Origin of the sequence: Kitasatospora mediocidica KCTC 9733 (genome assembly GCF_000744225.1) — a bacterium.
Taxonomy (GTDB): domain Bacteria; phylum Actinomycetota; class Actinomycetes; order Streptomycetales; family Streptomycetaceae; genus Kitasatospora; species Kitasatospora mediocidica.
The window spans coordinates 541,763-564,936 of the sequence record NZ_JQLN01000006.1 but is presented as its reverse complement, the minus strand read 5'-3'; the positions used below and the strand labels follow the sequence as shown (position 1 = coordinate 564,936).

The window sequence follows — 23,174 nt, the reverse complement described above, 5'->3', positions numbered from 1 at the left end:
TGCCCGGGCCCCGCACCGAGCGCGCCGGCACCGGAGTTCACGGTCCACCGGACCGACGATCCGTCAGATCGCGGCCCGCGCAGGCTTCTTGGGAGCGCCACTGGGTGGGGTCGGCTGGGCCATCCGGCGGACAGGGCGGACCAACGCGCCCCTCCTACCCGGCCGGCACCCACGAGGGCTGGAGAATCGGCACGCTCGCCCGGCAGGGCGAATCGCGTCGGGTGCTGTCGGCGCGCCGACTCACGGTCAAAGGGATCCTCGGATGGCGGGCGAACAGAGCGACGGCGACCCATGGCGCAGCGCCGGTCGCCGGCTGCGCCGGCGGGCCGCGCAGCCGGCGGGTACCGCGCCTCCGGGGCCGTTTCGCCCCGGGTTCTGGCGCAGTCCGATCCGCAGTCCGTGGCTGACCGCGGTGTTCGGCCTGGTGCTGCTGCTGGGAATCACCGTGCTGTTCGTCACCGGGCTGCTGTCGTACGCCGCGTACAACCCGGGGCTCGGTGCGGTGAACGACCAGACGCCGGACAAGGGGATCCTCGGCTTCTACCTGTTCACCTGGCCCACCCACCCGTCCTGGCTGTACCGCCTCAACCAGGGCGTGCACGTCACCCTCGGCGTGGTGCTGGTGCCGGTGGTGCTCGCCAAGCTCTGGTCGGTCATCCCGAAACTCTTCGAGTGGCCGCCCGCCCGCAGCCCCGCCCACGCGGTCGAGCGGCTGTCGCTGCTCCTGCTGGTGGGCGGTGTGGTGTTCGAGTTCGCCACCGGCATCCTCAACATCCAGCTGCACTACATCTTCCCCGGCTCCTTCTACACCCTGCACTTCTACGGCGCGTGGGTGTTCATCGCCGGGTTCGTGGTCCACGTCGTCCTGCGCCTGGCGCGGATGTGGCGGGCGCTGCGCTCACGCCGCCTGGGCGAGGTGCTGCGTACCGACACCGCGCACACCCGGGCCGAGCCGTCCGACGAGGCGGGTCCGGTCGCGGCCTCGCCGAGGGCGGCGACGATGAGCCGGCGCGGGGCGCTGGCGCTGACGGGTGCGGGGTCACTCGCCCTGCTGGTGGTGACGGCTGGTCAGAGCATCGGCGGGGTGTGGCGGCGCACCGCGCTCCTCGCCCCGCACGGACAGAGCCTCGCGAGCGGTCCGAACGGCTTCCAGGTCAACAAGACCGCCGCCTCGGTCGGGATCACCGCCGACGACATCGGGCCGGCCTGGCGCCTGCGCCTGCACGGCCCGGCCGGCACCCTGACCTTCACCCGCGAGCAGCTGCTCGCCATGCCCCAGGACGCGGCGGCGCTGCCGATCGCGTGCGTGGAGGGCTGGTCCACCGACGACCAGCACTGGTCGGGCCTGCGCCTGGCCGCTCTCGCCGCCCTGGCCGGACTGCCGCATCCGGGCAGCGTCCTGGTCGAGTCGGTGGAGCGCGGCGGCTCGTTCAGCACCGTCCTGCTGGCAGGCAACCAGATCAGCAACCCGCTCTCCCTGCTGGCGCTGCACGTGAACGGCGCCGACCTCTCCCCGGACCACGGCTACCCGGCCCGGGTCATCGTCCCCGCCAACCCCGGTGTGAACAACACCAAGTGGGTCCGCGACCTCACCTTCCGGGCATGACCGTGTCGAACCGCCTGCGCGCCTGGTACGGCGCCCACCCGCTGCACCTGCTGCTGATGGCCTGCTGCTTCGCGCTGGCCGGCTACGCCGCCGTCCAACTCCTCACCGGCAGGCCCCTGCAGGTCGCCCTCTGGTTCATCGGCGGCGCGCTCCTCCACGACCTCGTGCTGGTGCCGCTCTACTCGGGGGCCGACCTCGCCGCCCAGGCCGCGCTGGCCCGGCATCAGCACGGGAGCGAGGCGGCGACCCCCACGGACCCGACCGCTGCGGCGCTGCCGACGACCGGCTTCGTCAACCACGTCCGCGTGCCGGTGTTCCTGTCGCTGCTGCTCCTGCTCGTCTGGTTCCCGCTCATCCTGCGCCGGTCGGAGCCCTACACCGGCGCCACCGGGTTCTCCCAGGACGTCTACCTCGGGCGGTGGCTGCTCATCACCGCCGGCGTCTTCGCCGCCTCCGCGCTCCTGCTCGGGGCGCGGCTGCTGCGCCGACACCGCCGCACCCACCCCCGCCACCCGCACCACCGCCGCCCGCACCACCGCCGGCGGCCTCGCCGATGAGTTCCTGGATCCTGTTCCTCGCCGTCTTCCTGGCCTGCGTGGTGGAAGCCGTCGAGGCGCTGACCATCGTGCTGGCCGCGGGCACCAGCCGGCACTGGGGCTCCGCCGTCCAGGGGACGGTGGCCCCGCGATGACCTGGTTCCGCTCCTTCGCCGCGTTCTGGTACGACTTCGTCGTCGGCGACGACTGGCGCGTCGCCCTCGGCGTGGTGGTGGCGCCGGCGGCCACCGCCGGCCTGGTCCGGGGCGGGATCAACGCCTGGTGGCTGCCTCCCGCCGCCGTCGCGGTGCTGCTGGCGCTGTCGCTGCGCCGTGGCCGCGAAGCGCAGGAGGTGACCGCGTCAGCTGATCAGACCAGCCCAGCGGAGAAGGCAGGATTCGAACCTGCGTGGGCGTGAACCCGACCGGAACCAGAGCCCCGGCCCCCGATCAACCACTCCGGGCACCTCTCCCAGCACCGCCTACCGAGGCGGTACTTCATCGGACCGGCCCCGAACTCCGCGGCCCTTCCGACACCCATGACTATCCACCACCACCCTGACCGACCCCTGACGCCACCCTGACACCTACCGGCGCCGCCCGATCGGAGCCCGGGCGCGCGGTGCTCGCGTCCGGGCTCGGCGACCGGAGGTGCGCGGGCGGTCAGCGGTCGTGGTGGTCCGGGTCGTGGCCCGGGTAGCCGACCGAGAGCAGCAGGACGACCGTGACGTCGCGCCGGTCGCCGATGCCGATGATCTCCTTGACCTTCTCCTCGTCCCAGCCGGTGAGCGGGGCCGAGCTCAGGCCGAGGCCGGTGGCGGCGAGCATCGCGAAGCCGGCGGCGACCATGGCGTCCTTGACGGCGTACTCGCGCAGCATGCTGAAGATGGTGACGGACTCGGTGGCCCAGGCGGAGCTGTCGGTGGCGGGCGCCCGCGCGTCGTCCTGTCCGTCCTGCAGGGCCTGCAGGTCGGCGGAGAAGACCAGGACCGCCGGGGGCCGGCTGGGCTGGCCCTCACAGGCCCAGGCGAGGTCCTCCAGTTCCGCGGTGGCGGTGACGGCCACGATGGAGCGGCTCTTGAAGTCCCAGCGGGTGGGGGCGAGGTTGGCCAGGTCCAGGAGCTCGTCCAACAGCTCGCGGGGGACGGGAGCGGAGCGCAGGTCGTGCCCGGTGCGGTAGGCGCGGATGGCCTGGGCGACCGTGAGGGTCTTGCTGCCGGTCATGGTGTTCACCTGTCCCTGGGTGGGGCCGGACGCCGGGGCCCGCAGGGGGCACCGGCGTCCGGGAAGGGGGTTGTGCGCGGGCCTCACTTGGCGAGGAAGCGCTCCACGACGGTGGCCAGCGCGACGGGCGTCTCGACCATCGCGTAGTGGCCGGCGTTGCCGATGACCTCCAGCTCGCCGGCCGGGTAGTGCTGCATCCAGGTGGCGTTCATCGCCTCGGCGGTGACTGCCGGGTCGTTCTCTCCGACGACGACCAGCGCCGGGACGTCGGCGCCGGTGATGCGGGCGGCGAAGTCGGTGGTACGGAAGGAGTCGAGGTAGCCGCGGAAGGGGACAGCGCCGACCGCCTCCATCGAGCGGGTGGCCCAGGCGTCCACGAAGGTGGGGGTCAGCTTGTGGCCGGTGGTCAGGTCGATGATGATCCGGCGGTTGTCGCGCTGGTGGGCGGCGTCGGCGAACAGCGGGAAGTCCTCGTCGGGGATGGGCATGCCGGTGGCCGGCACGGGGTTGAGACCCACCAGCTTGGCCACCCGGTGCGGGGCCTTGAGGTAGACCTGCTGGATGGGCATGCCGCCCAGCGAGTGGCCGATCAGCGAGAACCGCTCCCAGCCCAGGCTGTCGGCCAGGGTCAGGACGTCGGAGGCGATCTCGTCGGTGCTGTAGGTGCCGGCCACGTCGGCGGCCTTGCTGAAGCCGCGCGCGTCCATGAACGCGTAGCTGAACGAGGCCTGGTCCAGGTAGGGCCACCAGGTCTCGAAGGACTCGTGGCCGCCGAACAGCGAGTGCAGGACGACGACCTTGTGCGGGCCGTGGCCCACCACGTGGGCGAACGGGACGTACTGGCTGGACGCGGGCATGTCTTCCTCCAGGGGGGTGGTGCGGTTGAGGGCGTCGGTCCGGTCGAGGGGGGCGGGGTCGGCGGGCACGAGCATCCGGTCGACCTCGTCGTGCAGGGCGCGCAGGTCCTCGGCGTGGCCGTGCAGCACGATGTGCCCGTCGGGGCGCACCAGGTAGAACCCGGCGCGCCGGCAGTGCAGCTCCTTGTGGGCGCGGTGCAGCAGCTGCTCGTTGCGTTTGGCGCTCAGGCTGCCCAGCGCACCGGCGTTGACCACCCGCACCTGGCGCGACCACGGGCCCAGGAGCTGGGTGACGGCCCGGGTGAGGTCGCCGGCGCGGTCGGTGGCGGCGGGGGTGAGCAGGACGGTGTACGGGCTGGGGTCGGCCTCGGGGCCGGCCAGGCCCAGCGCCAGGGCCAGCGCGCGCGGCACCGAGGCGCCCTGCTTGGCCTCGCGGCGCAGCAGGGACTTGACGCCGCACCAGTGGCCGGGCAGTTCACGCCCGGCGGAGTCGGAGCGGCCGTACACCCAGCGGCGGCCGGCCGCGACGGGCACGTAGTAGCGGTCCAGGACGCGGGTGCGGTCCAGGGTGCGCATGGCCGCGTCGCGCAGGGCGATCTGGCCGGTGCGGTTCCACATCGCGGCGCGGGTCTGCAGGTCGGTGTCGCGCACGACGGCGTCGGCGACGGCCGCGCGCTCCAGGGTGTAGTCCTCCAGCAGCCGGGTACGGGCCTCGCCGCGGATGACCGAGGCCAGCTTCCAGGCGATGTTCTGGGCGTCCTGGATGCCGGTGTTCAGGCCCTGGCCGCCCATCGGGCTGTGGGCGTGGGCGGCGTCCCCGGCGATGAAGACCCGGCTGAGCTGGAAGGAGGCGGCGCGACGGCGGTGCACCCGGAAGGTGGTGACCCAGTCGGGCTCCACCAGGCGCAGGCCACCAGGGCCGCGCAGGTCGACCAGGCGCTGCATGTCGGCCAGCGTGCCCTCCTCCAGCTCGGGCGGGGCGTTGGTGAAGAACCGGTACAGGCCGTAGGGCTGGGGGACGATGGCCAGCACCCCGATGCGGGACTGGTGGTAGTAGATCTCGTCGCTCTCCAGCGGGTTGTCCGCGATGCGGGCGTCCGTGATCAGGAAGCGGTTGTCGTAGGTGGCGCCCTCGTAGGCGATGCCGAGCTGGGTGCGCACGGTGCTGGCGGCGCCGTCCGCGCCGATCACCCACGGCGCGGCGAAGCGCTCCAGCGTCCCGTCGGGGTGCTCCAGGGTGGCGGTGACGTGGCCGTCGGGGCGGATGGCGCCGGAGAAGTCCACGCCCTGCAGGCTCAGCAGCCGCACCCCGCGCTCGACGGTGCCGCCCAGGCCCTTGAGGCCGTCGGCGAGGATCTCCTCGGTGTGGCGCTGGGGCAGGCAGAACGGCGCCATGTCCTCGGTCATCCGCATCCGGGTGACCGGGCGGTTCTCCGAGAAGTAGGTCATCTGGCGCAGCTTGACGGCGACTTCGGAGACGGCGTCGGACAGTCCCAGGTCCTCCAGGATGTCGATGGTGCGGGGCCACACCAGCATGGCCTTGGAATGGACGCTGGGGGCGGGCGCGGCGTCGATCAGGCGCACCCGCACGCCGCGGCGCAGCAGTTCGCAGGCGGCGGTCAGGCCGGTGGGGCCGGCGCCGACGATCAGGACGTCGCATGCGTGGTCGGTGAACACAGGGATCTCCTTTCGGGTCCGGATCCGCAGGCGGGCACCGCGACGGGCGGTGGTGGTGCGGGGGTGGCGGTGCGGGCGGCGGGGGCCGTCACGGCTGGAAGGCCAGCGCGATGGTGTAGCTGTCCTCGTGCATCCGGTAGCGGTCGATCAGGCCGTCCGTGACCCGCAGTTCGAGGGCGAAGTCGGACGCGAAGGCCTTGCCCGTGGCGTCGACGACGTACTTGAAGTGGCCCAGCGCGATGGCCGCGTCGTCCTCGACGACCACACGGTGGACCTCGAAGGACTGCGGGGTCATGTGCTCCCCGGCGGCCTGGAAGAAGAAGCGGACCTCGTCCCTGGTGGTGCGCCGGCCCATCCACGGGATGAGGGTGGTGTCACCGGGGGTGAACCAGTCCAGCGGCTCGGCCAGCAGGGCGAGGGCGTCCTCCAGCTCGCCGGCGCCCACATGGCGGAAGAAGTCCTCGACGACGGTACGCGTTGCTGAGCTCATGATGTGCGACTCCCTTGTGGACAGCGCGATGTGAAAGGCAGGACGGGCGGGACGAGCAGACGTGCGGGACGGGCAGACGGCCGGGCGGGGAAGGGCGGCTGCTGCGTGATGCGGCCGGGCGGGTTCACCGGAAGCGGGCACCGCTGCGGGGCGGTTGACTCAACGTAGCAGCCGATCAAGGCAGTTCGGGGCCTCGCAGCGTGCCCCTGCCAGGGATAGGAACGCGCGGGATATGAAGCGGCCGGGTATGAAGCGGCGGCGTATGAAGAGGCGGGTACTGGCTGGCGGCGTCGGGGCGGGCAGATGCTGTTGCCCGAACCGGATGTGACTCGGGATCAACCGTCAGAAGTGAAAGGTCTTTACCATGTCAACTGTCGACAGGCAGGCCCCCGCGCCGCCCGTGGTCGAGGCGGCCCCGGCACCCTCAGTGATGACGCGCCGTCAGACGTTCGTCCTGATCCTGCTCCTGGGTGCCCAGTTCACACTCGCGGTGGACTTCTCGATTATGAATGTGGCCGTCCCCGTGATCGGACGCCAACTGGGCTTCGCCCAGGAGAACCTGCAGTGGATCGCCACCGCGTTCGCACTCACCGCCGCGGGCTTCAGCCTGCTGTTCGGGCGGATCGCGGACATGGTCGGCGCTCGCAAGGTCTTCCTGGCCGGCCTGGCACTGCTCACCGTCGCCTCGCTCTTCGGCGGTCTCGTCGACTCCGCCGCCCTGCTGCTGGTGGCGCGCGTCGCCCAGGGCCTGGCCACCGCGATGGTCACCCCCGCAGGCCTGGCGCTGCTCACCACCTCCTTCCCCGAAGGACCGCTGCGCGACCGGGCATTGGGCCTCAACGGCGCGATGCTCTCGGCCGGCTTCACCTTCGGCGCGGTGGTCGGCGGCCTGCTGACCGACACGCTCAGCTGGCGCTGGGGCTTCCTCATCAACGTGCCGATCGGCATCCTGCTGCTGGTCGTCGCCCCCATGCTGCTGCGCGAGAACCGCGCCCCGGCGACCACCACCAAGCTCGACGTCCCCGGCGCGGTCACCGTCAGCGCCGGCCTGATCGCCCTCGTCTACGGCATCTCCTGCGCCGGCTCCAAGGGTTGGGGCAACAGCACCACCCTGATCTCGCTGGCCGCCGGCGTCCTGCTGCTGGTCGTCTTCGGCCTGGTGGAACTGCGCTCCCCCCAGCCCCTGGCCCCGCTTCGGATCCTGCGCCTGCGCACCGTCAGCTGGGGCAACCTGGGCGGCGTCGTCACCTTCATCGGCTTCACCTCGATGATCTTCCTGTTGACTCTCTACCTCCAGGAGGTCCTGGGCTACTCCCCCATGACCACCGGCCTGATCTTCGGGGTCCTGGGCGTCGGCGCCTTCCTGGGCGGCGTCACCGCGCCGCGCTGGATCGGCCTGCTGCACGGCAGCCGCGGCACCCTGGTGGCCGGCCTGACCGTTCAGGCCATCGCGGTGGGGACGCTCTACTTCGCCGGCGACAGCCGCTCCTGGCTGCTGCCCGTCCTGGTCGCCGCGTTCATCAGCAGCTACGGCCACGTCGTGGCGATCGTCGGGTTCATGGTCACCGCGACCTCCGGACTGCCGAACGAGGAGCAGGGCCTGGCCACCGGTATCACCACCCTCACCCAGCAGGTCAGCATCACCATCGGCATCCCGATCATGAGCGCCGTCGCCACCGCCCGGATCCACTCCCTGAGCGCCGGCGACACCGTGAAGGCCGCGACCCTGGGCGGCATCAACCTGGCGATCCTCGTCGACGGACTGCTCGTCCTGGCGGTCGCCGTCCTGGTCGCCTGCTTCCTGCGCAGCCCCGCCGCCGCACCGGCCGCCGCAGCCGCGCCCGCGCCCGCCGGCTCGAAGTAACCAGGCACCCCGCACCACCCGCACGGACCCCGGCAACGGACCGAGCCCACCCGACCGGCACGGACCGGTCCGGGCCCGCCACGGCACCGCCAGGCATGGCCCGGACCGGTTCGCGCCGAACCAACCCGGCACGGCCGGGGTCCCGGACCCCGGCCCCCGCGCGCAACCCCACCGGCCGCCCCGGGCGGCCGACGGGCACCCCACGACCGAAGGGCCAAGGACATGGTTGTCGAGACCGAGGTGCTGATCGTCGGAGCCGGCCCCACCGGGCTGATGCTCGGATGCGAACTGCGGCGCCGCCACATCGACTGCATCGTGGTGGACCGCGCCGAGCGGATCGACCGCAGAACCCGCGCCGTCATGGTGCACGCCGCCAGCCTCGAACAGCTCGAAGGCCTCGGACTGCGCACCGAGACCGAGCGGCGCGCGGTACGCCAGCACCGCATCGCCTTCCACACCCGCCACGGCACCCGCTACCACCTCGACTTCGACCAACTGGACACCCGCCACCCCTACTTCCTCAACATCCCGCAGCCCGAGGTCGAGGCCGTGCTGGCCGCCGAGTACCAGGAGCTGGGCGGCACCCTCGTCCGGGCGCTGGCCTACCGCAGCCACCAGCAGACCCCCGGCAGCGTGCGAAGCGTGCTGGACTCCGCCACCGGACCGCTGCGCATCGACTCCCGCTTCCTGGTCGGCGCCGACGGCGCCAGCAGCACCGTGCGCGAGAGCCTCGCCGTCGCCTTCCCCGGCACCACGTACCCGATGAGCTACCTGCTGGCCGAAGGCACTCCCGAGGTCAGCCCCGACCCCGACGAGTCCGCCATGTACATCGGCGAGGGCGGCGCCGTCTCCCTGCTCCCGCTGCCCGACGGCACCATCCGCGTGGCCGGCCCCGCCGCCGCCCGGCTCCTGGACAAGGACGCCGCCCTCACCCACCAGGCCTTCCAGGACACCGTCGACCAGCTCGGCTTCGGCCCGCGCCTGCGCCTGGCCCGCCCGGAGCGGGTCGCCCAGTACCAGGTGCACGAGCGCATCGCGCAGACCTTCCGGGTCGGCCGCGTGCTGCTCGCCGGCGACGCCGCCCACCTCAACTCCCCCGCCGGCGGGCAGGCCATGAACACCGGTTTCGGCGACGCCGCCGCCCTCAGCTGGCGCCTGGCCCAGGCCCTGCGGCCCACCACCGGTTTCGGCGCCGACGGCAGCGGCGGCGACGAGGACCTGCTCGACGGCTATGCCCGCGAACGCCCCGCCGCCGCCCGCGCGGTCGCCCGCTCCACCGGTGTCCTGAACGTCCTGCAGTCCATGCGCGAGGCCGTCACCGACGCCCAGCAGGACGCCGTCCGCGCCGCCCTGACCGGACTGGCCGAGACCTGGAGCCAGCTCTACCTGACCTACCCCCAGGCCACCGCCATCGCCGACGGCTCCGAGAGCGCCGACGGCGAGGTGCTCCCCTTCGACGGCACCCACCGCCTGCGGGCCGGCGCCCGCGTCCCCGGCCCCGGCCCGGTCCCCGGACGCCACACCCTGCTGATGCGACCGGGCCACGTCCCCGACGCCTGCGACCGCGCCACCGCGCTGCCCGTCGCCACCCACGCCGACGAGCTCACCGCCCGCCAGGCCCGCTGGCTGCCCGCCGACGCCGTCGCCGTCCTGGTGCGCCCCGACCGCCATATCGCCCACGTCCTGCGCACCCCCGCCACCGCGGCCGATGCCGCCCGCTCCGCCACATCCCAGGAGGCCCCGGCATGGGCACGCTGAGCATCATCGGCACCGGCAGCTACCTGCCCCAGCGCCGCATCCACCTGACCGACGCCGCCGACCGCCACCCCGCCGACAGCGAACGGATCCTCGCCACCGGCTACCACAGCGTCTGCGTCGAGGAGACCCTCTACCCGGCCGACATGGCCCTCATCGCCGCGCGCCGCGCCCTGAGCGCCGCCGACCGCGACCCCGCCGACATCACCCTCCTCGTCGTCACCGCCATCCACCGCCACGGCCACAAGCGCCTCTGGTCGCCCGCCTCCTGGCTGCAGTCCCAACTCGGCAGCCCCCGCGCCCTGCCCCTGACCGTCAACCAGGGCTGCAACGGTCAGATGCTCGCGCTCGAACTCGCCCAGGGCTACCTGTCCGGCACCCCCGGCGGCACCGCCCTCATCGTCGCCACCGACCAGTTCTCCTCCTCGTCCTTCAACCGCTTCACCGCCGACTACGGCATCGCCTACGGTGACGCCGCCGCAGCCGCCATCCTCACCAGCACCGCCGGCAGCGCGACCGACGACGGCTCAGGCGCCCAGGGCGCGGGGCGCGGCTGGCGGATCCTGGCCACCCACACCGTCGCGGCCCCCGACCTCGAAGGCCTGCACCGCGCCGACGCCCCCGCCCCCGAGACCCCCGAGACCCTGCACACCGAGCACGACGTCCGAGCGGCGAAGAAACGATTCCTCACGGAAAACGGCGCCGAACGCCTCCAGCACACCACCCGCGCCGCCGTCCGCGAGATCAGGCAGCAGCTGCTGCCCGGCTCAGACCACCCGCGCCTGCGCCGCATCGTCTACCCCAACCTCGGCCTCCAGCTTCTGCGGGACAACTACTTCCCCGAGTTCCCCGGCGGAGCCGACACCTCCCTGTGGGACTTCGGCCGCACCGTCGGCCACCTCGGCAGCGGCGACCAGATCGCCGGCCTCGACCACCTCACCACCCAGCAGGACTTCACCCCCGGCGACCGCCTGCTCCTGCTCGGCGCCGGAGCCGGATTCACCTGGACCGGAACTCTTCTCGAACGCAACTGAACGGACCCCGCACCCCACGCACACCCGACACCCCGGGAGACCCAGAATGACCGCACCGACCCAACTCACCCCCGCCACCACGCCGCCGGCCCCGCCGGCCGCGCTGCCGCCCCGGGACCGGACCCCGGGCCTCACCTACACCCGCACGATCGACCGTTCCCTCGTCCACCGCGACTCCCTCGGCGAGGTGTTCCTCACCGACCTGCTCCCGCTGGACGACCTCAGCTACCTCGCCGCGGCCCAACTCCCGCGCTCCCACGCCTACTACGGCGACCACCAGCTGAGCCCCACCCACCACGACCCCCTCCTGCTCCTGGAGGCCGCCCGTCAGGCCGCTCTCGCCGGCGCCCACCAGTTCTACGGCGTCCCCGCCGACCACAAGTTCATCCTCACCCACCTGCGCATCCACCTCACCGCCCCGCAGCACCTCGCCATCGGCCCGTCCCCCACCGCCCTCACCATGACCGTCACCGCCGCCGACCGCCGCCAGCGCGAAGGCCGCACCACCGGCATCGACTCGCACATCCAACTCGCCTTCGACGACACCCCGATCGGCCACGCCGCCGTCGGACTGCGCTTCAAGAGCCCCAGCGACTACCACCGCCTGCGCCTGGACAACCGCGACGGCCGCCCCCTCACCAGCACCGCCACCCACCGCCCCGCCACCCACGGCACCCCCTCACCCCCCACCTCGCCGGACGCACCGACCCCGACAACGTCATCCTGCTCGACACCACCACCCGAAACGGCAGCACCCACGCCGCCATGCGCGTCCCGACCACCCACCCCAGCATGTTCGACCACCCCCAGGACCACCTGCCCGGCATGGTCATCACCGAGGCCGCACGCCAACTCGCCCTCTACACCGCCCTCCACACCCACGCCCTCTCCCCCACCCGCACCCTCCCCACCGACCTCGACGTCACCTTCACCCGCTTCGGCGAGCTCGAACAGGACACCCAGCTCACCGCCACCCACCCCGCCGCCCACAACCCCGCCGACACCGGCATCCACTACACCCAGGCCGGTCCCCTCGAACCCACCGCCCCCGAGCACCGCACCGACCCCCACCCGCTGCCCATCCACGTCGAAGCCCGCCAGAACGACCAGCCCATCGCGACCCTCGTCGTCACCCTCACCCCGCTGCGGACCCACCCGTGAGCAACCACCCCACCACCGGCCGGGGCCGGGCAACCGCCGCCGCCGCGCACCCCAGCGGGTCGGGCGCGTTCTTCGACGTCGACGAGACCCTCATCGACACCAAGAGCATGTTCAGCTTCCTGGAGTTCTACCTCCGCCGGTGCGGCGAACCCCCCAGCACCTACCAACGCCTGATCCAGGACCTGCGCGCACTCGCCGACCGCGACATCCCCCGCACCCAGATCAACCGCCAGTACTACCGCCTCTACGCCGGCCACGACGCCCGCGCCGTCGCGCAGGCCGGCCGGGACTGGTTCAGCAGTCACCTCGAACAGGGGCTGTTCATCCCCGAGACCGTCCACGCCCTGCACACCCACCAGACCCGAGGCGACTTCACCGTCCTCCTCTCGGGCTCCTTCTTCGCCTGCCTCGACCCCATCGCCACCCACCTCGACGCGCACTGGGCCATCGGCACCCGCCCCGTCATCCGCGACGGCACCCTCACCGGCGACATCGTCACCCCCATGATCGGCCCCGCCAAAGCCCGCACCGCCCACGCCACCGCCGCCGTCCGCGCCCTCGACCTGACCGCCAGCACCGCCTACGGCGACCACATCACCGACCTCGACCTCCTGAACAGCGTCGGCCACCCCGTCGTCGTCGGCCACGACCCCCAACTCCACGCCCATGCCACCACCCACGGCTGGCGCCACCTCACCCCCGCCGCCTGAACGCGAAGAAGAGGACATGAACACCCTCAACTCAAGTCCCCATCCGCACCCCATCGGCATCATCGCCACCGGCTCGTACCTACCCGAGCAGATCATCCACAACGACCACATCGCCGCCCTGGCCGGCGTCACCGACGAGTGGATCAAACGCAAGACCGGCATCCACCAACGCCACAGAGCCGCCCCCCACGAGGCCACCTCCGACCTCGCCGCCCAGGCAGCCCGCAGCGCACTCCAGCAGGCCGGGCTGCACCCCACCGACCTCGCCTACATCGTCGTCGCCACCTCCACCCCCGACCACCCGCAGCCCGCCACCGCCAGCATCGTCCAGCACCTCCTGCACGCCACCAACGCGGCCGCCTTCGACATCAACACCGTCTGCAGCGGCTTCGTCTACGCCCTCACCGTCATGGAACGGCTCCTCCACAACCAGCCCCAGCACCGGTACGGCCTCGTCATCGGCGCCGACATCTACTCCCGCATCCTCGACTACGCCGACCCGAAAACCGCCATCCTCTTCGGCGACGGCGCCGGCGCGGCCATCCTCGGTCCCGTCCCCCACCACCAGGGCCTCCTCAAGACCACCCTCACCACCCACGGCAACCAGCACGACCTCATCAGCGTCCCCGCCGGCGGAAGCCGCCACCCCGCCACCGCCGACACCGTCGAGAGCGGCCGCCACTACTTCCACATGGACGGGCGCGCCGTCGCCGACTTCGTCCAGACCCACCTCCCGCAGGCCATCCACAGCCTGCTCAGCACCACCGGCACCAGCCCGCACCAGATCACCCACCTCATCCCCCACCAGGCCAACGCCACCCTCCTCGGCAAGGTCTGGCCCCAACTCAACCTCCCGCACACCACCCTCCACCTCACCCTCAAGCACCACGCCAACACCGGCGCAGCCTCCATCCCCATCACGCTCGACACCATCAACCGCGCCAACCAGCTCCACGACAACGACACCCTGATCCTGGCGGCCTTCGGCGGCGGCATGAACACCGGCACCACCCTCCTCCGCTGGACCCCGACCCACGCGGCCACCCATGCCGTCGACCACACCCCTGTCGGTGTCGGTGCCGAGGCCGAACCGCTGCGGGTCTGACCGAGCGGACCTCCCGGACGTCACCGGGGAAGAACCCACCCCGGTGTCCAGGTCCCGGCCGCGCCGTGGCCGGCCGCGGCGGTGGCGAGGTGGGCGCGCAGGGTGGCCAGCGCCGGGTGGGGGTTGTCGCGGTGCCAGAGGAGCGAATGCGGGTAGACGGGCGTCGGGTCGGTCACCGGGATGCGGCGCAGGCCGTGGTCGGCGGGCCAGACGAGCCTGGTCTGCTCACCCATGAAGGTGGCCAGGGCCGGGGTGTCGGCGATGGTGTCGAGGAGCGCGTCCGAGCCGAAGTTGGGGCCGGTCGCCTCGATCGTGAGGCCGAACTCGGCGACGAGGTCGGCGTAGTAGGCGGCCCACTCGGTCCCCGGGACGATGCCGGGCATCCAGATCCGGTGCCCGGCGAGCTGGGAGACGGTCACCGACCGGGCACCCGCCAGCGCGTGGGCGGGGCCGGTGAGGAGCTGGAGCGACTCGTCGAGCACCCGGACGGACTCGATGTCCTCGGGAAGCGGCCGTCCGGGCACCGCGACGGCGCGGAAGGACGCGTCGATCGCCCCGGACCGAAGGGCGGCGACGGCGGTCTCGATGTCGAAGAGCATCACCACGTCGAGCTCGATCTCGGGGTGCGCGCGGTGGAAGCCGCGCATCAGGCCCGACTGCGCGCTGCGCGAGGCGAGGACGTCGACGCGCAGCGGACGGCGGCCGGTGTGCACGGACGCCACCGCGCGCTCGGCGACCCGCAGGAGCTCGCGCGCGTGCGGCAGGAACGCCTGTCCGTCGATGGTGAGCTCGGCGCCGCGTGCGGTGCGGGTGAACAACCGCACGCCGAGGCTGCGCTCCAGCGCGGCGATCCGTTTGGAGACGGCCTGCTGGGTGACGGCCAGCTCGGCGGCGGCCTCCTGGAACTGGCCCGCGTCGGCGGCGACGACGAACGTCCGGATGGTGTCGAGGTCCATGCCGCCAGCCTAGGTGCACAACCACCGGTTGTGCCGGGCGGCTCTGCGGTTGTTTGATCCGCGGGTCGGGGGCTTGCTTTGATACGTCCGATCGCGGATCGGTTGTGCGGGCGAGGGGCGAGGGGTGTCGGGCATGAGGAGCGGCCACCGGCTGGGACGTCTGCTCGGACCTCGGCTGGGGCGGCGGTTCGGGTGGCTCTGGGGAGCGTACGGGACCAGCGCGCTCGGCAGCTGGCTCGCCTTCGGCGCGTTCCCGCTGATCGCCATCCGGGTCCTGCACGCCGGACCGGCCGAGGTCGCCGCGCTCTCCTCGGTGGGCGCCGCGGTGGGTGCGGCCGTGGCGGTGCCGCTCGGCCCGTGGGTGGAGTTCCGCCGCAAGCGGCCGGTGCTGATCGCGATGGACCTGGCGCGGTTCGCGGCGCTGCTGACGATCCCCACCGCGTTCGCGTTCGGCGTGCTCACCTTCCTTCAACTGCTGCTGGTCTCGGTCGTCGTCGCGGCGGGCGACATCACCTTCCGCGCCGCCTCCGGCGCGTACCTGAAGACGCTGTTGCCGGCCGAGGACCTGCTCGTCGCCAACGCCCGGTTCGAGTCCACGGCCTGGACCACCACGATCATCGGACCGCCGCTGGGCGGCGCGGCGATCGGGCTCCTCGGTCCGGTGGCGACGGTGCTGGCCGACGCGGTCAGCTACCTGCTCTCCGCCCTGGGCATCCGCGCGACGGGCGGGCACGAGCCGGCGCCCGAGCGCCGGGAGGCCGCACGCCTGCGGGCCGGCGACCTGCTCGACGGCTGGCGGTACATCCTCGCCGACGCCACGCTGCGTCCGCTGCTCGTCAACACCGCACTGTTCAACGGCCTGGTGATGGCCGCCGAACCGCTGCTGGCCCTCCTGATGCTCGGCAGGCTCGGCTTCGCACCGTGGCAGTACGGCCTCGCCTTCGCCGCACCCTCGATCGCCGGGCTGATCGGTTCGCGGCTGGCCCGACCGCTCGTCACCCGGTTCGGGCAGCGCCAGGTCCTGGTCACGGTCGGGGTGCTCCGCACGCTCTGGCCCGTCGGCCTGGCCTTCGTGCGGCCGGGCACCGCAGGCCTGCTGCTGGTGATCGGCGTCGAGCTCGGCCTCATCTTCTGCTGCGCGGTCTTCAACCCCGTCTACGCCACCTACCGCCTGGAGCGCACCCCCACCGACCGGGTCGCCCGCACCCTCTCCGCCTGGACCGTGACGACCAAGGCCTCGACCGCACTCCTGACCGCCACCTGGGGCGCCCTGGCCGCCCTGCTCGGCCCCCGCACCGCCATCGCCCTTGCCGGCCTGCTCCTGCTGGCGACCCCGCTGTTCCTCCCCCGGCGCGCGGCAACGCGCCACTCCGAGCCGACGCCGGAGCCGAGTCGCGCCTGAAACCCCGCCGGCCTCCTGGGCACGATCTCAGGCGGCTACGAGACCGGGGGCCGCAGGCCGAGCCACTGCTCGGCGTCCCAGGCGTGGAACCGCTCCACCTCGGTGAACCCCAGCTTCGCCGCGAGGCGCAGCGAGCCGACGTTGGCGGTCTGGGTGGCAAGCACCACCGGCTCGCCGGGAAGGACACCGTCGAACCAGTCCAGTGCCGCCGCGCACGCCTCGGCGGCATACCCGGATCCCCACGCCCGCGGCAGGAACAGGTAGCCGAGGTCGGCCTTCCCCACAGCCGCCGGGCGGTGGCGCTGCGATGCTCTCCGGAGCAGGATCTGACCGATCATCACCCCGTCGAGCTCGACGACGAAACTCCCGGGCCACCGCTCGGGCACCCCGGGCAGCTCGCGCTCCAGTTCGTCACGCTGCCGGGGTCCGCCGAGGTAGGTGTGCACCTCCGGCGAGGCCAGCAGCTCGATGAAGGCCGCACGGTCCCGGGCCTCGGACGCGCGGAGCACGAGCCGCTCGGTCCGGATCGGGGCGGGTGGCCAGGAGACGGGGTGCAGTGTGATCCCATCCGACATGGAACGGCTCCTGATCCTCTCGGCCGCACGGTTCGGTCTGGTGCGGCCATGACCGGCGACGACGTCCGACGTCGCCACAGATCGGGACGCACACCGACGAGCTGCCAGTTCCGTGCGCGCCTGCAAAGATCCATCCGCTCAGGACCTCGACAGTCGCCAGGTGCGGGGGCAGTGCGGTTTCGTAGGGTGTCGGCTGTGAACGATCATCAGAGCGCCGGGAATCACCGGCCGACCCGGCTCGCCGCGGCGGGCCTCACCGTGCTGACCATCGGCGCCGGGCTGGGCGTCAGAGCGGTCGTGAGCAACGACGTCACCAAGTACGCCGGGGACGCGCTCTACACCGTCATGGTCTACACGCTGATCGTCCTCGTCCTGCCCCGGATCAAGCCGCCGACCGCGGCGGCGGGCGCGCTGGGCTTCAGCGCGGCCGTCGAGTTCTTCAAGCTGGGTGGCGCGCCGGCCGAGCTGGCCCGGCACAGCACAGCCGCCCGTCTCGTCCTCGGCAGCACGTTCAATCCGCCCAACCTGTTCTGGTACGCGGTGGGCGCGGCCTTCGGGTGGCTGGCCCACCGGGCGATCGCGAGGAGCGCGTGACAAGCCCGGCCGATCCCGGCAGGGTAGCTACCGAGCAGTGCCGTGACGCGTTCCCGGGGCCGGGTGGGACGTGACAACGGTTCCGGTGCGGCCCGGCACCGCACACATCGGCAGCCCTTCAGCACGTAGACGGTAGAGGGAAATGTGCGGTCGCTTCGTCTCCACCAGCAAGCCCGAGGACCTGGTCAACCTGTTCGGCGTGGCCCGCTGGGACCCCGACCAGACCCTCGACGCGAGCTGGAACGTCGCTCCCACCGACCCGGTGTGGGCCGTCCTGGAACGGCTGGACCGCGAGAGCGGAGAGCTCGTCCGCCAGCTGCGGCCACTGCGCTGGGGGCTGGTGCCGTCCTGGGCGAAGGACCCCTCCGGCGGCGCGAGGATGATCAACGCCCGGGCGGAGACCGTCCATGAGAAGCCCGCCTTCCGCAAGGCCTTCACCGCCCGCCGCTGCCTCCTGCCCGCGGACGGCTACTACGAGTGGGTCGCGATCCCGGCGACCGAGAAGGCGAAGGCCTCCAAACAGCCCTACTTCATCGCCCCGGCCGACGGCACCCTGATGGCCATGGCGGGGCTGTACGAGTGGTGGCGCGACGCCGCCCGCCCCGAGGACGACCCGCTCGCCTGGCTGGCCACCTGCACGATCATCACCACCCAGGCGCAGGACGACGCCGGGCGCGTCCACGACCGCATGCCGCTGGCGATCACCGCCGCCGACGTCGACGCCTGGCTCGACCCGGACCACACCGACCCCGTCGGGCTCCGCCGGCTGCTGCACACCCCCGCGGGCGGCCACCTCACCGTCCGAGCGGTCCCCACCACCGTCAACTCGGTCCGCAACAACGGCCCCCAGCTGCTCGACGACCTGCCGGACGGCGGCCCGCAGGGGTTGCGCGATTGATGCCGGGCCGGTGAAACCGATCGGTGCGAGGATCGCGTGAGAGCAGGTGGACGTGACGGCGGGGCGCCGTCTGCGCGACAGCGGCCGGCGACCAGCGGCCGACGACCTGGGAGTGCGACCATGCACGACGGCAGCAGTGACCCGCTGGTAGGGCGGACCGGTCCGGCGCCGGACCGGCGGCAGCTGCTGCGGCTCGGCGTGGGAGCGGTCGCGGCGGCGGCGCTGGCGGGGTGCGGCACGGCCGCCCGCCCGGCCGCCCCGGTCACGCCCACCGGGACCGGCGCCGCGAACCCCGGCAGCTCGAACCCCAGCACCTCGAACCCCGGCACCTCGAACCCCGGAACTCCGCCCTCGCCGTCCGCGCACTCCTCCGGTCCGGCCGGTCCGGCCGACTGGGCGGCGCTGGCCAAGGACCTCCAGGGCCCGGTGGTCCTGCCCGGTGACAGTCGCTACCCGGCCGCGGGCCAGCTGTACCAGCCGCAGTTCGACACCCGGCGGCCGGGCGGCATCGTGTACGCGGCCAACGCCCAGGACGTCGTCACCGCGCTGGCGTTCGTCCGCCGGTACGCCGTCCCGGTCGCGCTGCGCAGCGGCGGGCACAGCTATCCGGGCTGGTCCTCGGGCCCGGGAATGGTGCTGGACGTCAGCAGCATGAACGCGGTCACCGCCTCCGGCGGCGCGGCCACCGTGGGCGCGGGGAGCCGCCTGATCGACGTCTACACCGGGCTGGCGGCGAAGGGGGTGACGGTCCCGGCCGGCTCCTGCCCCAGCGTTGGGGTGGCGGGGCTGACGCTCGGCGGCGGGATAGGTGTCACCAGCCGGGCGTACGGGCTGACCTGCGACAGCCTGACCGGCGCCGAGGTGGTGAGCGCGGACGGCCGGATCCTGCGGGCGGAAGCGAAGTCGGAGCCGGACCTGTTCTGGGCGCTGCGCGGCGGGGGCGGCGGCAACTTCGGCGTCGTCACCTCCCTGGACTTCCGTACCAGCCCGGCGGTGGACTGCGCGTACGGCTTTCTCTCCTGGCCGTGGTCGTCCGTGGCGGCGGTGGTGGCGGCCTGGCAGGCGTGGGCGCCCAGTGCTCCCGACCAGCTCTGGGCCGACCTGCACCTGCTGGCCTGGCCGGACGGCCGGCTCCAGGTCACCTCGACGGTCAGCTACCTGGGATCGCAGCAGGAGCTGCAGAACCAGATCGACCGGCTGACGGTCCGCCCCGCGACCGTCTCGCTGCACTCGGCGTCGTACCTGGCCACCATGCAGGTGATGGGCGGCGTCTCGGGCTGGTCGCAGGCCGCCGCACATCTGCCGGGCACCCTGCCGGGGCACAGTCCGCAGGGGCGGCTGACCCGGGAGTCGTACGCGGCCCGGTCCGACTTCTACAACCGGGCGATCGACAGCGGCGGCATCACGGCCCTGGCGGCGGCGGTCCAGCGCTATGCGCACACCGTGCCTCAGGGCGGGAGCGCGGCGGTGACCTTCGACGCGCTGGGCGGCGCGGTCAACCGGGTGGCGCCCGGCGACACCGCCTTCGTGCACCGCGACGGGCTGTTCATCGCCCAGTACATCGCCAACTATCCCGACCCGGGAGCTGGTTCGGGCCCGGCGGTGGAGCAGTCCGGTCGCTGGTTGCAGGACGTCTGGTCGACCATGCGGCCGTACGCGAGCGGGGAGGCCTACCAGAACTACCTGGACCCGCAGCTGGCCGGCTGGCAGCAGGCCTACTACGGCGCGAACCTGGCGCGACTGCGGCAGGTGAAGCAGGCCTACGACCCGCAGGGGCTGTTCAGCTTCCCCCAGGCGGTGCCCGGCGCCTGAGCGCCGAGGCGCTGGGCACGGCTGCGGGCGCGGGTGCGATCGGGGTCACCCCCACGTCGACGCCAGCCGGACGGTCACGGCCGCAGCGAGCAACAGCACGAGGTTGAGGGCCACCTGACGGTCTCCCCGGCGCAGGTGAACCCCGGTCGCGGCGACCTGCAGGAGCGTGAACCCGCCGGCGGCGGCCTGCGCCAGCCAGGGCGCGACGCCGGTCAGCGGCGGGAGGATCAGCCCGACCGCGCCGAGCACCTCGATCACCCCGATCGCCCGGACGGCCGGCATCGGTGTGCTGTCCACCCAGGCCATCATCGGCAGGAGCTGTTCACGGCTCCGGAGCACCTTCAGCCCGCCTCCGTAGAGGTAGAAGAGCGCGAGCAGCCCGGCGACGATCCAGTAGGCGACCTTCATCCCTCCGTCCCCCGGCCTGCGTCAGCGGTGACGGGCTCGGTGGCGTAGCGGCTCATCGCCCGGACGTGCGCCTGTGGGGTCAGCGCCCGGCCGCCGGCGATCATGTCCTGGAGGTCCCGGAAGTACTGCACGTACAGGTCCGGGGTGAACGTGGTCAGCATGACGGCCGGCTGGTCGGTCAGGTTGGCGAAGGTGTGCGGGGCTCCGGGCGGGACCATCACCAGGGTGCCCGCCGTCGCGTCGACGTCCTGCTCGCCGACCGTGAACCGCACCGTGCCGGAGATGACGTAGAAGCCCTCGTCGTGCTGGGTGTGGCGGTGCTGCGGCGGTCCGGGCGTGTGCGGCGCGAGGACGGACTCGGCGAGCCCGAGGCGGTGGCCGGTGTGGCTGCCGTCCTCGAGGATGCGCAGCCGCGTGGTCCCGAGGACGATCGTCTCGCCGTCGCCCGGGCCGACCACCGATACGGCGGTCTCGGCTATCGACTCACTGCTCGTCGGCTCAGTGCTCGTCGGCCTGCTGGTTGTCGGTTCGTCAGTCATGGTTCGATTCCACTGCCGGGGCGCCGCGCTGTCCAAGACCCGTCCGGCGACCTCGATACCGTACGGATATCGTGGCAGCATGGAGCTACGCACACTGCGCTACTTCGTGGCGGTCGCCGAGGAACTCCACTTCGGCCGGGCCGCCTCCCGGCTGTACATGAGTCAACCGCCGCTGAGCCGGGCGATCAAGCAGCTGGAGACCGAGGTCGGCGCCGGATTGTTCGACCGGTCCTCCGCCGGTGTGGCGCTCACCCCGGTCGGGGCGGTGCTGCTGGATGAGGCGCGCGCGCTGCTCGACCACGCCGACCGGGTGCACGTCCGCGTGGCCGCGGCGGCGGGCACCGCGAACATCACCGTCGGCATCCTGGGAGACAGCGCCGATCCCGGCGCGACCCGGCTGGCCGCCGCCTACCGCCGACGGCACCCGGGCGTCGAGATCCGCATCCGCGAGACCGACCTGACCGATCCCACCTGCGGGCTGCACGCCGGACTGGTCGACGTCGCCCTGACCCGCGCGCCGTTCGACGAGACCGGCCTGACGGTCCACCAGCTGCGCGCCGACCCGGTCGGCGCACTGCTGCGCGCCGACGATCCGCTCACCCGCCGCGACCGGCTGGAGCTGGCCGACCTGGCCGACCGGCACTGGTTCCAGTTCCCGCAGGGCACCGACCCGCTCTGGCAGGCGTACTGGAACGGCGGCGAGCCCCGCCAGGGCCCGGTGGTGCGCACCGTCCAGGAGTGCGTACAGGCCGTGCTCTGGAACGGCACGGTCGGGATGACCCTGCTCGGACACCGGCCGGCGGGGGAACTCGCCGTGATCCCGCTGACCGACATGCCCCCGAGCCGGGTGCTGGCGGCCTGGAACCGGGGCGACGCGAACCCGCTGATCCGGTCCTTCGTCGAGATCGCGACGACCGCCTACCGCGCCGGGCGGTAGCGCCGGAGGTTCGCGGCGACCTGGTCCAGGTAGGGCTGAACGGCCGCGAGCCTGGCCTCGTCCCGGGTCTGCACCACCCAGGTGGCGGTGCGGTAGGCGGCGGCGAGGTTGAGGGCCGGGTCACCCGGTACGCCCTGGAGATCCGGGGCGATGGCGCAGAGCATCCGGCCGAGCGCGAGGATCGAGTCCTGCGGGGTGAACGGCGGTACGGGCACCGCGTCCTGCCGGTCGGGCGGCAGGTAGTAGCGGAGCACCCGGGGCGTCCAGCGGGCGATGCCGTACTCGTCCTTGGCCGGGTCGCTCAGGTTCGCGTCGAAGCCGCTCTCGGCCTTGAGCATCGCCGCGACGAGCGCCGGGGTGATCTCCGGCTCGGGGCAGCCGGTGCCGGCCTCGACGATCAGGCTCAGGTACCGCGCGGGGATGTCGGCGCCGGGGTTGAGCCACCGCGAAGTGCCCTGCGGCGGGGCCGGGGTGGTGAGGGCTGCCAGGGCGCCGGACGCGGTGGAGTCACCCGGGACGCAGGCGCTGAAGGCGAGGGCGAACAGCACCGCGATCAGCGGACCGAGGACGCGGCGCGGCAGCCGCAGCCGCAGCCGCAGCCGCAGTGGCAGTGGCGACGATACGGCTGACGGTACGGCTGACGGCGCGGCACATACTCTCCCCGGTACGGCCGCCCCCACCTGGCGGACGTCCGAGAGCGGCGGCCCGGTGATCAGCCGGTGGGTGCACAGCCGGCGGCGCTCCCACTCCACCGGGTCACCGCCGCACGCGGTCACGAACGCGGCCAGTACCGCCTCGGTCGGCAGCCGGCGACCGGCGGCGGCCTCGGCGAGGGTGGAGGCGGAGTAGTTGATCCGGGCGGCGAGTTGGCGATAGGGCGGGCTGCCGGCCTGGCGGCGCAGCTCACGCAGGTCCAGGGCGAAGAGCGTGAGGGGGCCTTCGTCGGCGTCGAGCGGCTGTTCCTGCCGTCCCACCCTGCTGGTCCTCTCTGTGCGTCCGGGCTTTGTCCGGCCGTTGTCCGAACAGGCCGTCGGT

22 protein-coding genes, 1 tRNA gene and 2 pseudogenes are annotated in these 23,174 nt (G+C 72.9%); 16 read left to right on the top strand and 9 right to left on the bottom strand.

Annotated elements, in window-relative coordinates; genetic code table 11:
* Positions 1-262 precede the first annotated feature (262 nt).
* The 4 genes from BS80_RS28835 to BS80_RS28825 are packed head-to-tail and all read left to right on the top strand — an operon-like array spanning position 263 to position 2,560.
* On the top strand, positions 263-1,606 hold the full coding sequence (locus BS80_RS28835) for a molybdopterin-dependent oxidoreductase (RefSeq protein ID WP_083975484.1): 1,344 nt from the start codon (positions 263-265) through the stop codon (positions 1,604-1,606).
* Positions 1,603-2,163, top strand: coding sequence for a hypothetical protein (locus BS80_RS28830; protein ID WP_051967321.1), 561 nt, complete (start codon positions 1,603-1,605; stop codon positions 2,161-2,163). The genes BS80_RS28835 and BS80_RS28830 overlap by 4 nt, the downstream gene beginning before the upstream one ends.
* The gene (locus BS80_RS41195; RefSeq protein WP_157536655.1) at positions 2,160-2,297 is read left to right on the top strand and encodes a hypothetical protein; all 138 of its coding nucleotides are present in this window, start codon (positions 2,160-2,162) and stop codon (positions 2,295-2,297) included. The genes BS80_RS28830 and BS80_RS41195 overlap by 4 nt, the downstream gene beginning before the upstream one ends.
* The gene (locus tag BS80_RS28825; protein WP_063772097.1) at positions 2,294-2,560 is read left to right on the top strand and encodes a hypothetical protein; all 267 of its coding nucleotides are present in this window, start codon (positions 2,294-2,296) and stop codon (positions 2,558-2,560) included. Before BS80_RS41195 ends, BS80_RS28825 begins: the two co-directional genes overlap by 4 nt.
* On the opposite strand, the gene BS80_RS41190 is transcribed toward BS80_RS28825, so the two are convergent.
* From BS80_RS41190 to BS80_RS28810, 4 genes are all read right to left on the bottom strand, one after another.
* Positions 2,526-2,614 (bottom strand) — tRNA-Gln (locus tag BS80_RS41190). The genes BS80_RS28825 and BS80_RS41190 overlap by 35 nt on opposite strands.
* A gap of 190 nt (positions 2,615-2,804) precedes the next feature.
* Positions 2,805-3,365 (bottom strand): nitroreductase family protein, encoded by a 561-nt coding sequence (locus BS80_RS28820; protein WP_051967320.1) that lies wholly within the window; start codon positions 3,363-3,365, stop codon positions 2,805-2,807.
* An 83-nt stretch (positions 3,366-3,448) separates the two neighbouring features.
* Positions 3,449-5,899 (bottom strand): alpha/beta fold hydrolase, encoded by a 2,451-nt coding sequence (locus BS80_RS43145; protein WP_051967319.1) that lies wholly within the window; start codon positions 5,897-5,899, stop codon positions 3,449-3,451.
* An 88-nt stretch (positions 5,900-5,987) separates the two neighbouring features.
* The gene (locus BS80_RS28810) at positions 5,988-6,389 is read right to left on the bottom strand and encodes a nuclear transport factor 2 family protein (RefSeq protein ID WP_035803569.1); all 402 of its coding nucleotides are present in this window, start codon (positions 6,387-6,389) and stop codon (positions 5,988-5,990) included.
* A gap of 364 nt (positions 6,390-6,753) precedes the next feature.
* Between BS80_RS28810 and BS80_RS28805 the strand changes: the two genes are divergently transcribed.
* The 7 genes and pseudogenes from BS80_RS28805 to BS80_RS28780 all read left to right on the top strand — a co-directional run bounded on the left by BS80_RS28805 (position 6,754) and on the right by BS80_RS28780 (position 14,018).
* Complete coding sequence (locus BS80_RS28805) at positions 6,754-8,253, top strand: MFS transporter (RefSeq protein WP_051967318.1); 1,500 nt, start codon at positions 6,754-6,756, stop codon at positions 8,251-8,253.
* Between the two features lie 222 nt (positions 8,254-8,475).
* Positions 8,476-10,011, top strand: a complete 1,536-nt coding sequence (locus BS80_RS43660; protein ID WP_035803567.1) for an FAD-dependent monooxygenase — start codon at positions 8,476-8,478, stop codon at positions 10,009-10,011.
* Positions 9,999-11,042, top strand: coding sequence for a ketoacyl-ACP synthase III family protein (locus tag BS80_RS28795; protein WP_035803565.1), 1,044 nt, complete (start codon positions 9,999-10,001; stop codon positions 11,040-11,042). Before BS80_RS43660 ends, BS80_RS28795 begins: the two co-directional genes overlap by 13 nt.
* Before the next feature lie 46 nt (positions 11,043-11,088).
* A pseudogene (locus BS80_RS44155) lies at positions 11,089-11,595 on the top strand (AfsA-related hotdog domain-containing protein); the annotation flags it as partial.
* Positions 11,596-11,750: 155 nt separating this feature from the next.
* Positions 11,751-12,203, top strand: a pseudogene (locus BS80_RS38170) (AfsA-related hotdog domain-containing protein); the annotation flags it as partial.
* Positions 12,200-12,913 (top strand): HAD family hydrolase, encoded by a 714-nt coding sequence (locus tag BS80_RS28785; protein ID WP_051967315.1) that lies wholly within the window; start codon positions 12,200-12,202, stop codon positions 12,911-12,913. The pseudogene BS80_RS38170 and the gene BS80_RS28785, both read left to right, overlap by 4 nt.
* A 16-nt stretch (positions 12,914-12,929) precedes the next feature.
* Complete coding sequence (locus BS80_RS28780; protein WP_063772096.1) at positions 12,930-14,018, top strand: 3-oxoacyl-ACP synthase III family protein; 1,089 nt, start codon at positions 12,930-12,932, stop codon at positions 14,016-14,018.
* Between the two features lie 20 nt (positions 14,019-14,038).
* Here the strand turns inward: BS80_RS28780 and BS80_RS28775 are convergent, their stop codons facing one another.
* The gene (locus BS80_RS28775; RefSeq protein WP_035803563.1) at positions 14,039-14,974 is read right to left on the bottom strand and encodes a LysR family transcriptional regulator; all 936 of its coding nucleotides are present in this window, start codon (positions 14,972-14,974) and stop codon (positions 14,039-14,041) included.
* A gap of 133 nt (positions 14,975-15,107) precedes the next feature.
* On the opposite strand from BS80_RS28775, the gene BS80_RS28770 reads away from it, so the two are divergent.
* Entirely contained in the window at positions 15,108-16,376 is a 1,269-nt protein-coding gene (locus BS80_RS28770) for an MFS transporter (RefSeq protein ID WP_035803561.1), read from the top strand.
* A gap of 35 nt (positions 16,377-16,411) precedes the next feature.
* Here the strand turns inward: BS80_RS28770 and BS80_RS28765 are convergent, their stop codons facing one another.
* Positions 16,412-16,951 carry a GNAT family N-acetyltransferase gene (locus BS80_RS28765; protein WP_035803560.1) on the bottom strand — a complete coding sequence of 180 codons (540 nt, stop codon included), beginning with the start codon at positions 16,949-16,951 and terminating at the stop codon, positions 16,412-16,414.
* A 195-nt stretch (positions 16,952-17,146) separates the two neighbouring features.
* Between BS80_RS28765 and BS80_RS28760 the strand changes: the two genes are divergently transcribed.
* From BS80_RS28760 to BS80_RS28750, 3 genes are all read left to right on the top strand, one after another.
* Positions 17,147-17,545, top strand: coding sequence for a ribosomal maturation YjgA family protein (locus BS80_RS28760; RefSeq protein ID WP_232246681.1), 399 nt, complete (start codon positions 17,147-17,149; stop codon positions 17,543-17,545).
* 142 nt (positions 17,546-17,687) lie between these two features.
* Positions 17,688-18,443, top strand: a complete 756-nt coding sequence (locus BS80_RS28755; protein ID WP_035803558.1) for an SOS response-associated peptidase — start codon at positions 17,688-17,690, stop codon at positions 18,441-18,443.
* A gap of 120 nt (positions 18,444-18,563) precedes the next feature.
* A complete protein-coding gene (locus tag BS80_RS28750; RefSeq protein WP_051967313.1) occupies positions 18,564-20,255 on the top strand; it encodes an FAD-binding oxidoreductase in 1,692 nt (563 codons plus the stop codon).
* 45 nt (positions 20,256-20,300) lie between these two features.
* Here BS80_RS28750 and BS80_RS28745 read toward each other — a convergent pair whose 3' ends face one another.
* Together BS80_RS28745 and BS80_RS28740 are read right to left on the bottom strand one after the other, a co-directional pair.
* On the bottom strand, positions 20,301-20,663 hold the full coding sequence (locus BS80_RS28745; RefSeq protein WP_035803556.1) for a DoxX family protein: 363 nt from the start codon (positions 20,661-20,663) through the stop codon (positions 20,301-20,303).
* Positions 20,660-21,202, bottom strand: coding sequence for a cupin domain-containing protein (locus tag BS80_RS28740; RefSeq protein ID WP_035803554.1), 543 nt, complete (start codon positions 21,200-21,202; stop codon positions 20,660-20,662). The genes BS80_RS28745 and BS80_RS28740 overlap by 4 nt, the downstream gene beginning before the upstream one ends.
* Positions 21,203-21,281: 79 nt before the next feature.
* On the opposite strand from BS80_RS28740, the gene BS80_RS28735 reads away from it, so the two are divergent.
* On the top strand, positions 21,282-22,139 hold the full coding sequence (locus BS80_RS28735; protein WP_035803552.1) for a LysR family transcriptional regulator: 858 nt from the start codon (positions 21,282-21,284) through the stop codon (positions 22,137-22,139).
* Here the strand turns inward: BS80_RS28735 and BS80_RS43135 are convergent.
* Positions 22,121-23,113, bottom strand: coding sequence for a helix-turn-helix domain-containing protein (locus BS80_RS43135; RefSeq protein WP_051967312.1), 993 nt, complete (start codon positions 23,111-23,113; stop codon positions 22,121-22,123). The genes BS80_RS28735 and BS80_RS43135 overlap by 19 nt on opposite strands.
* Positions 23,114-23,174: the final 61 nt, after the last annotated feature.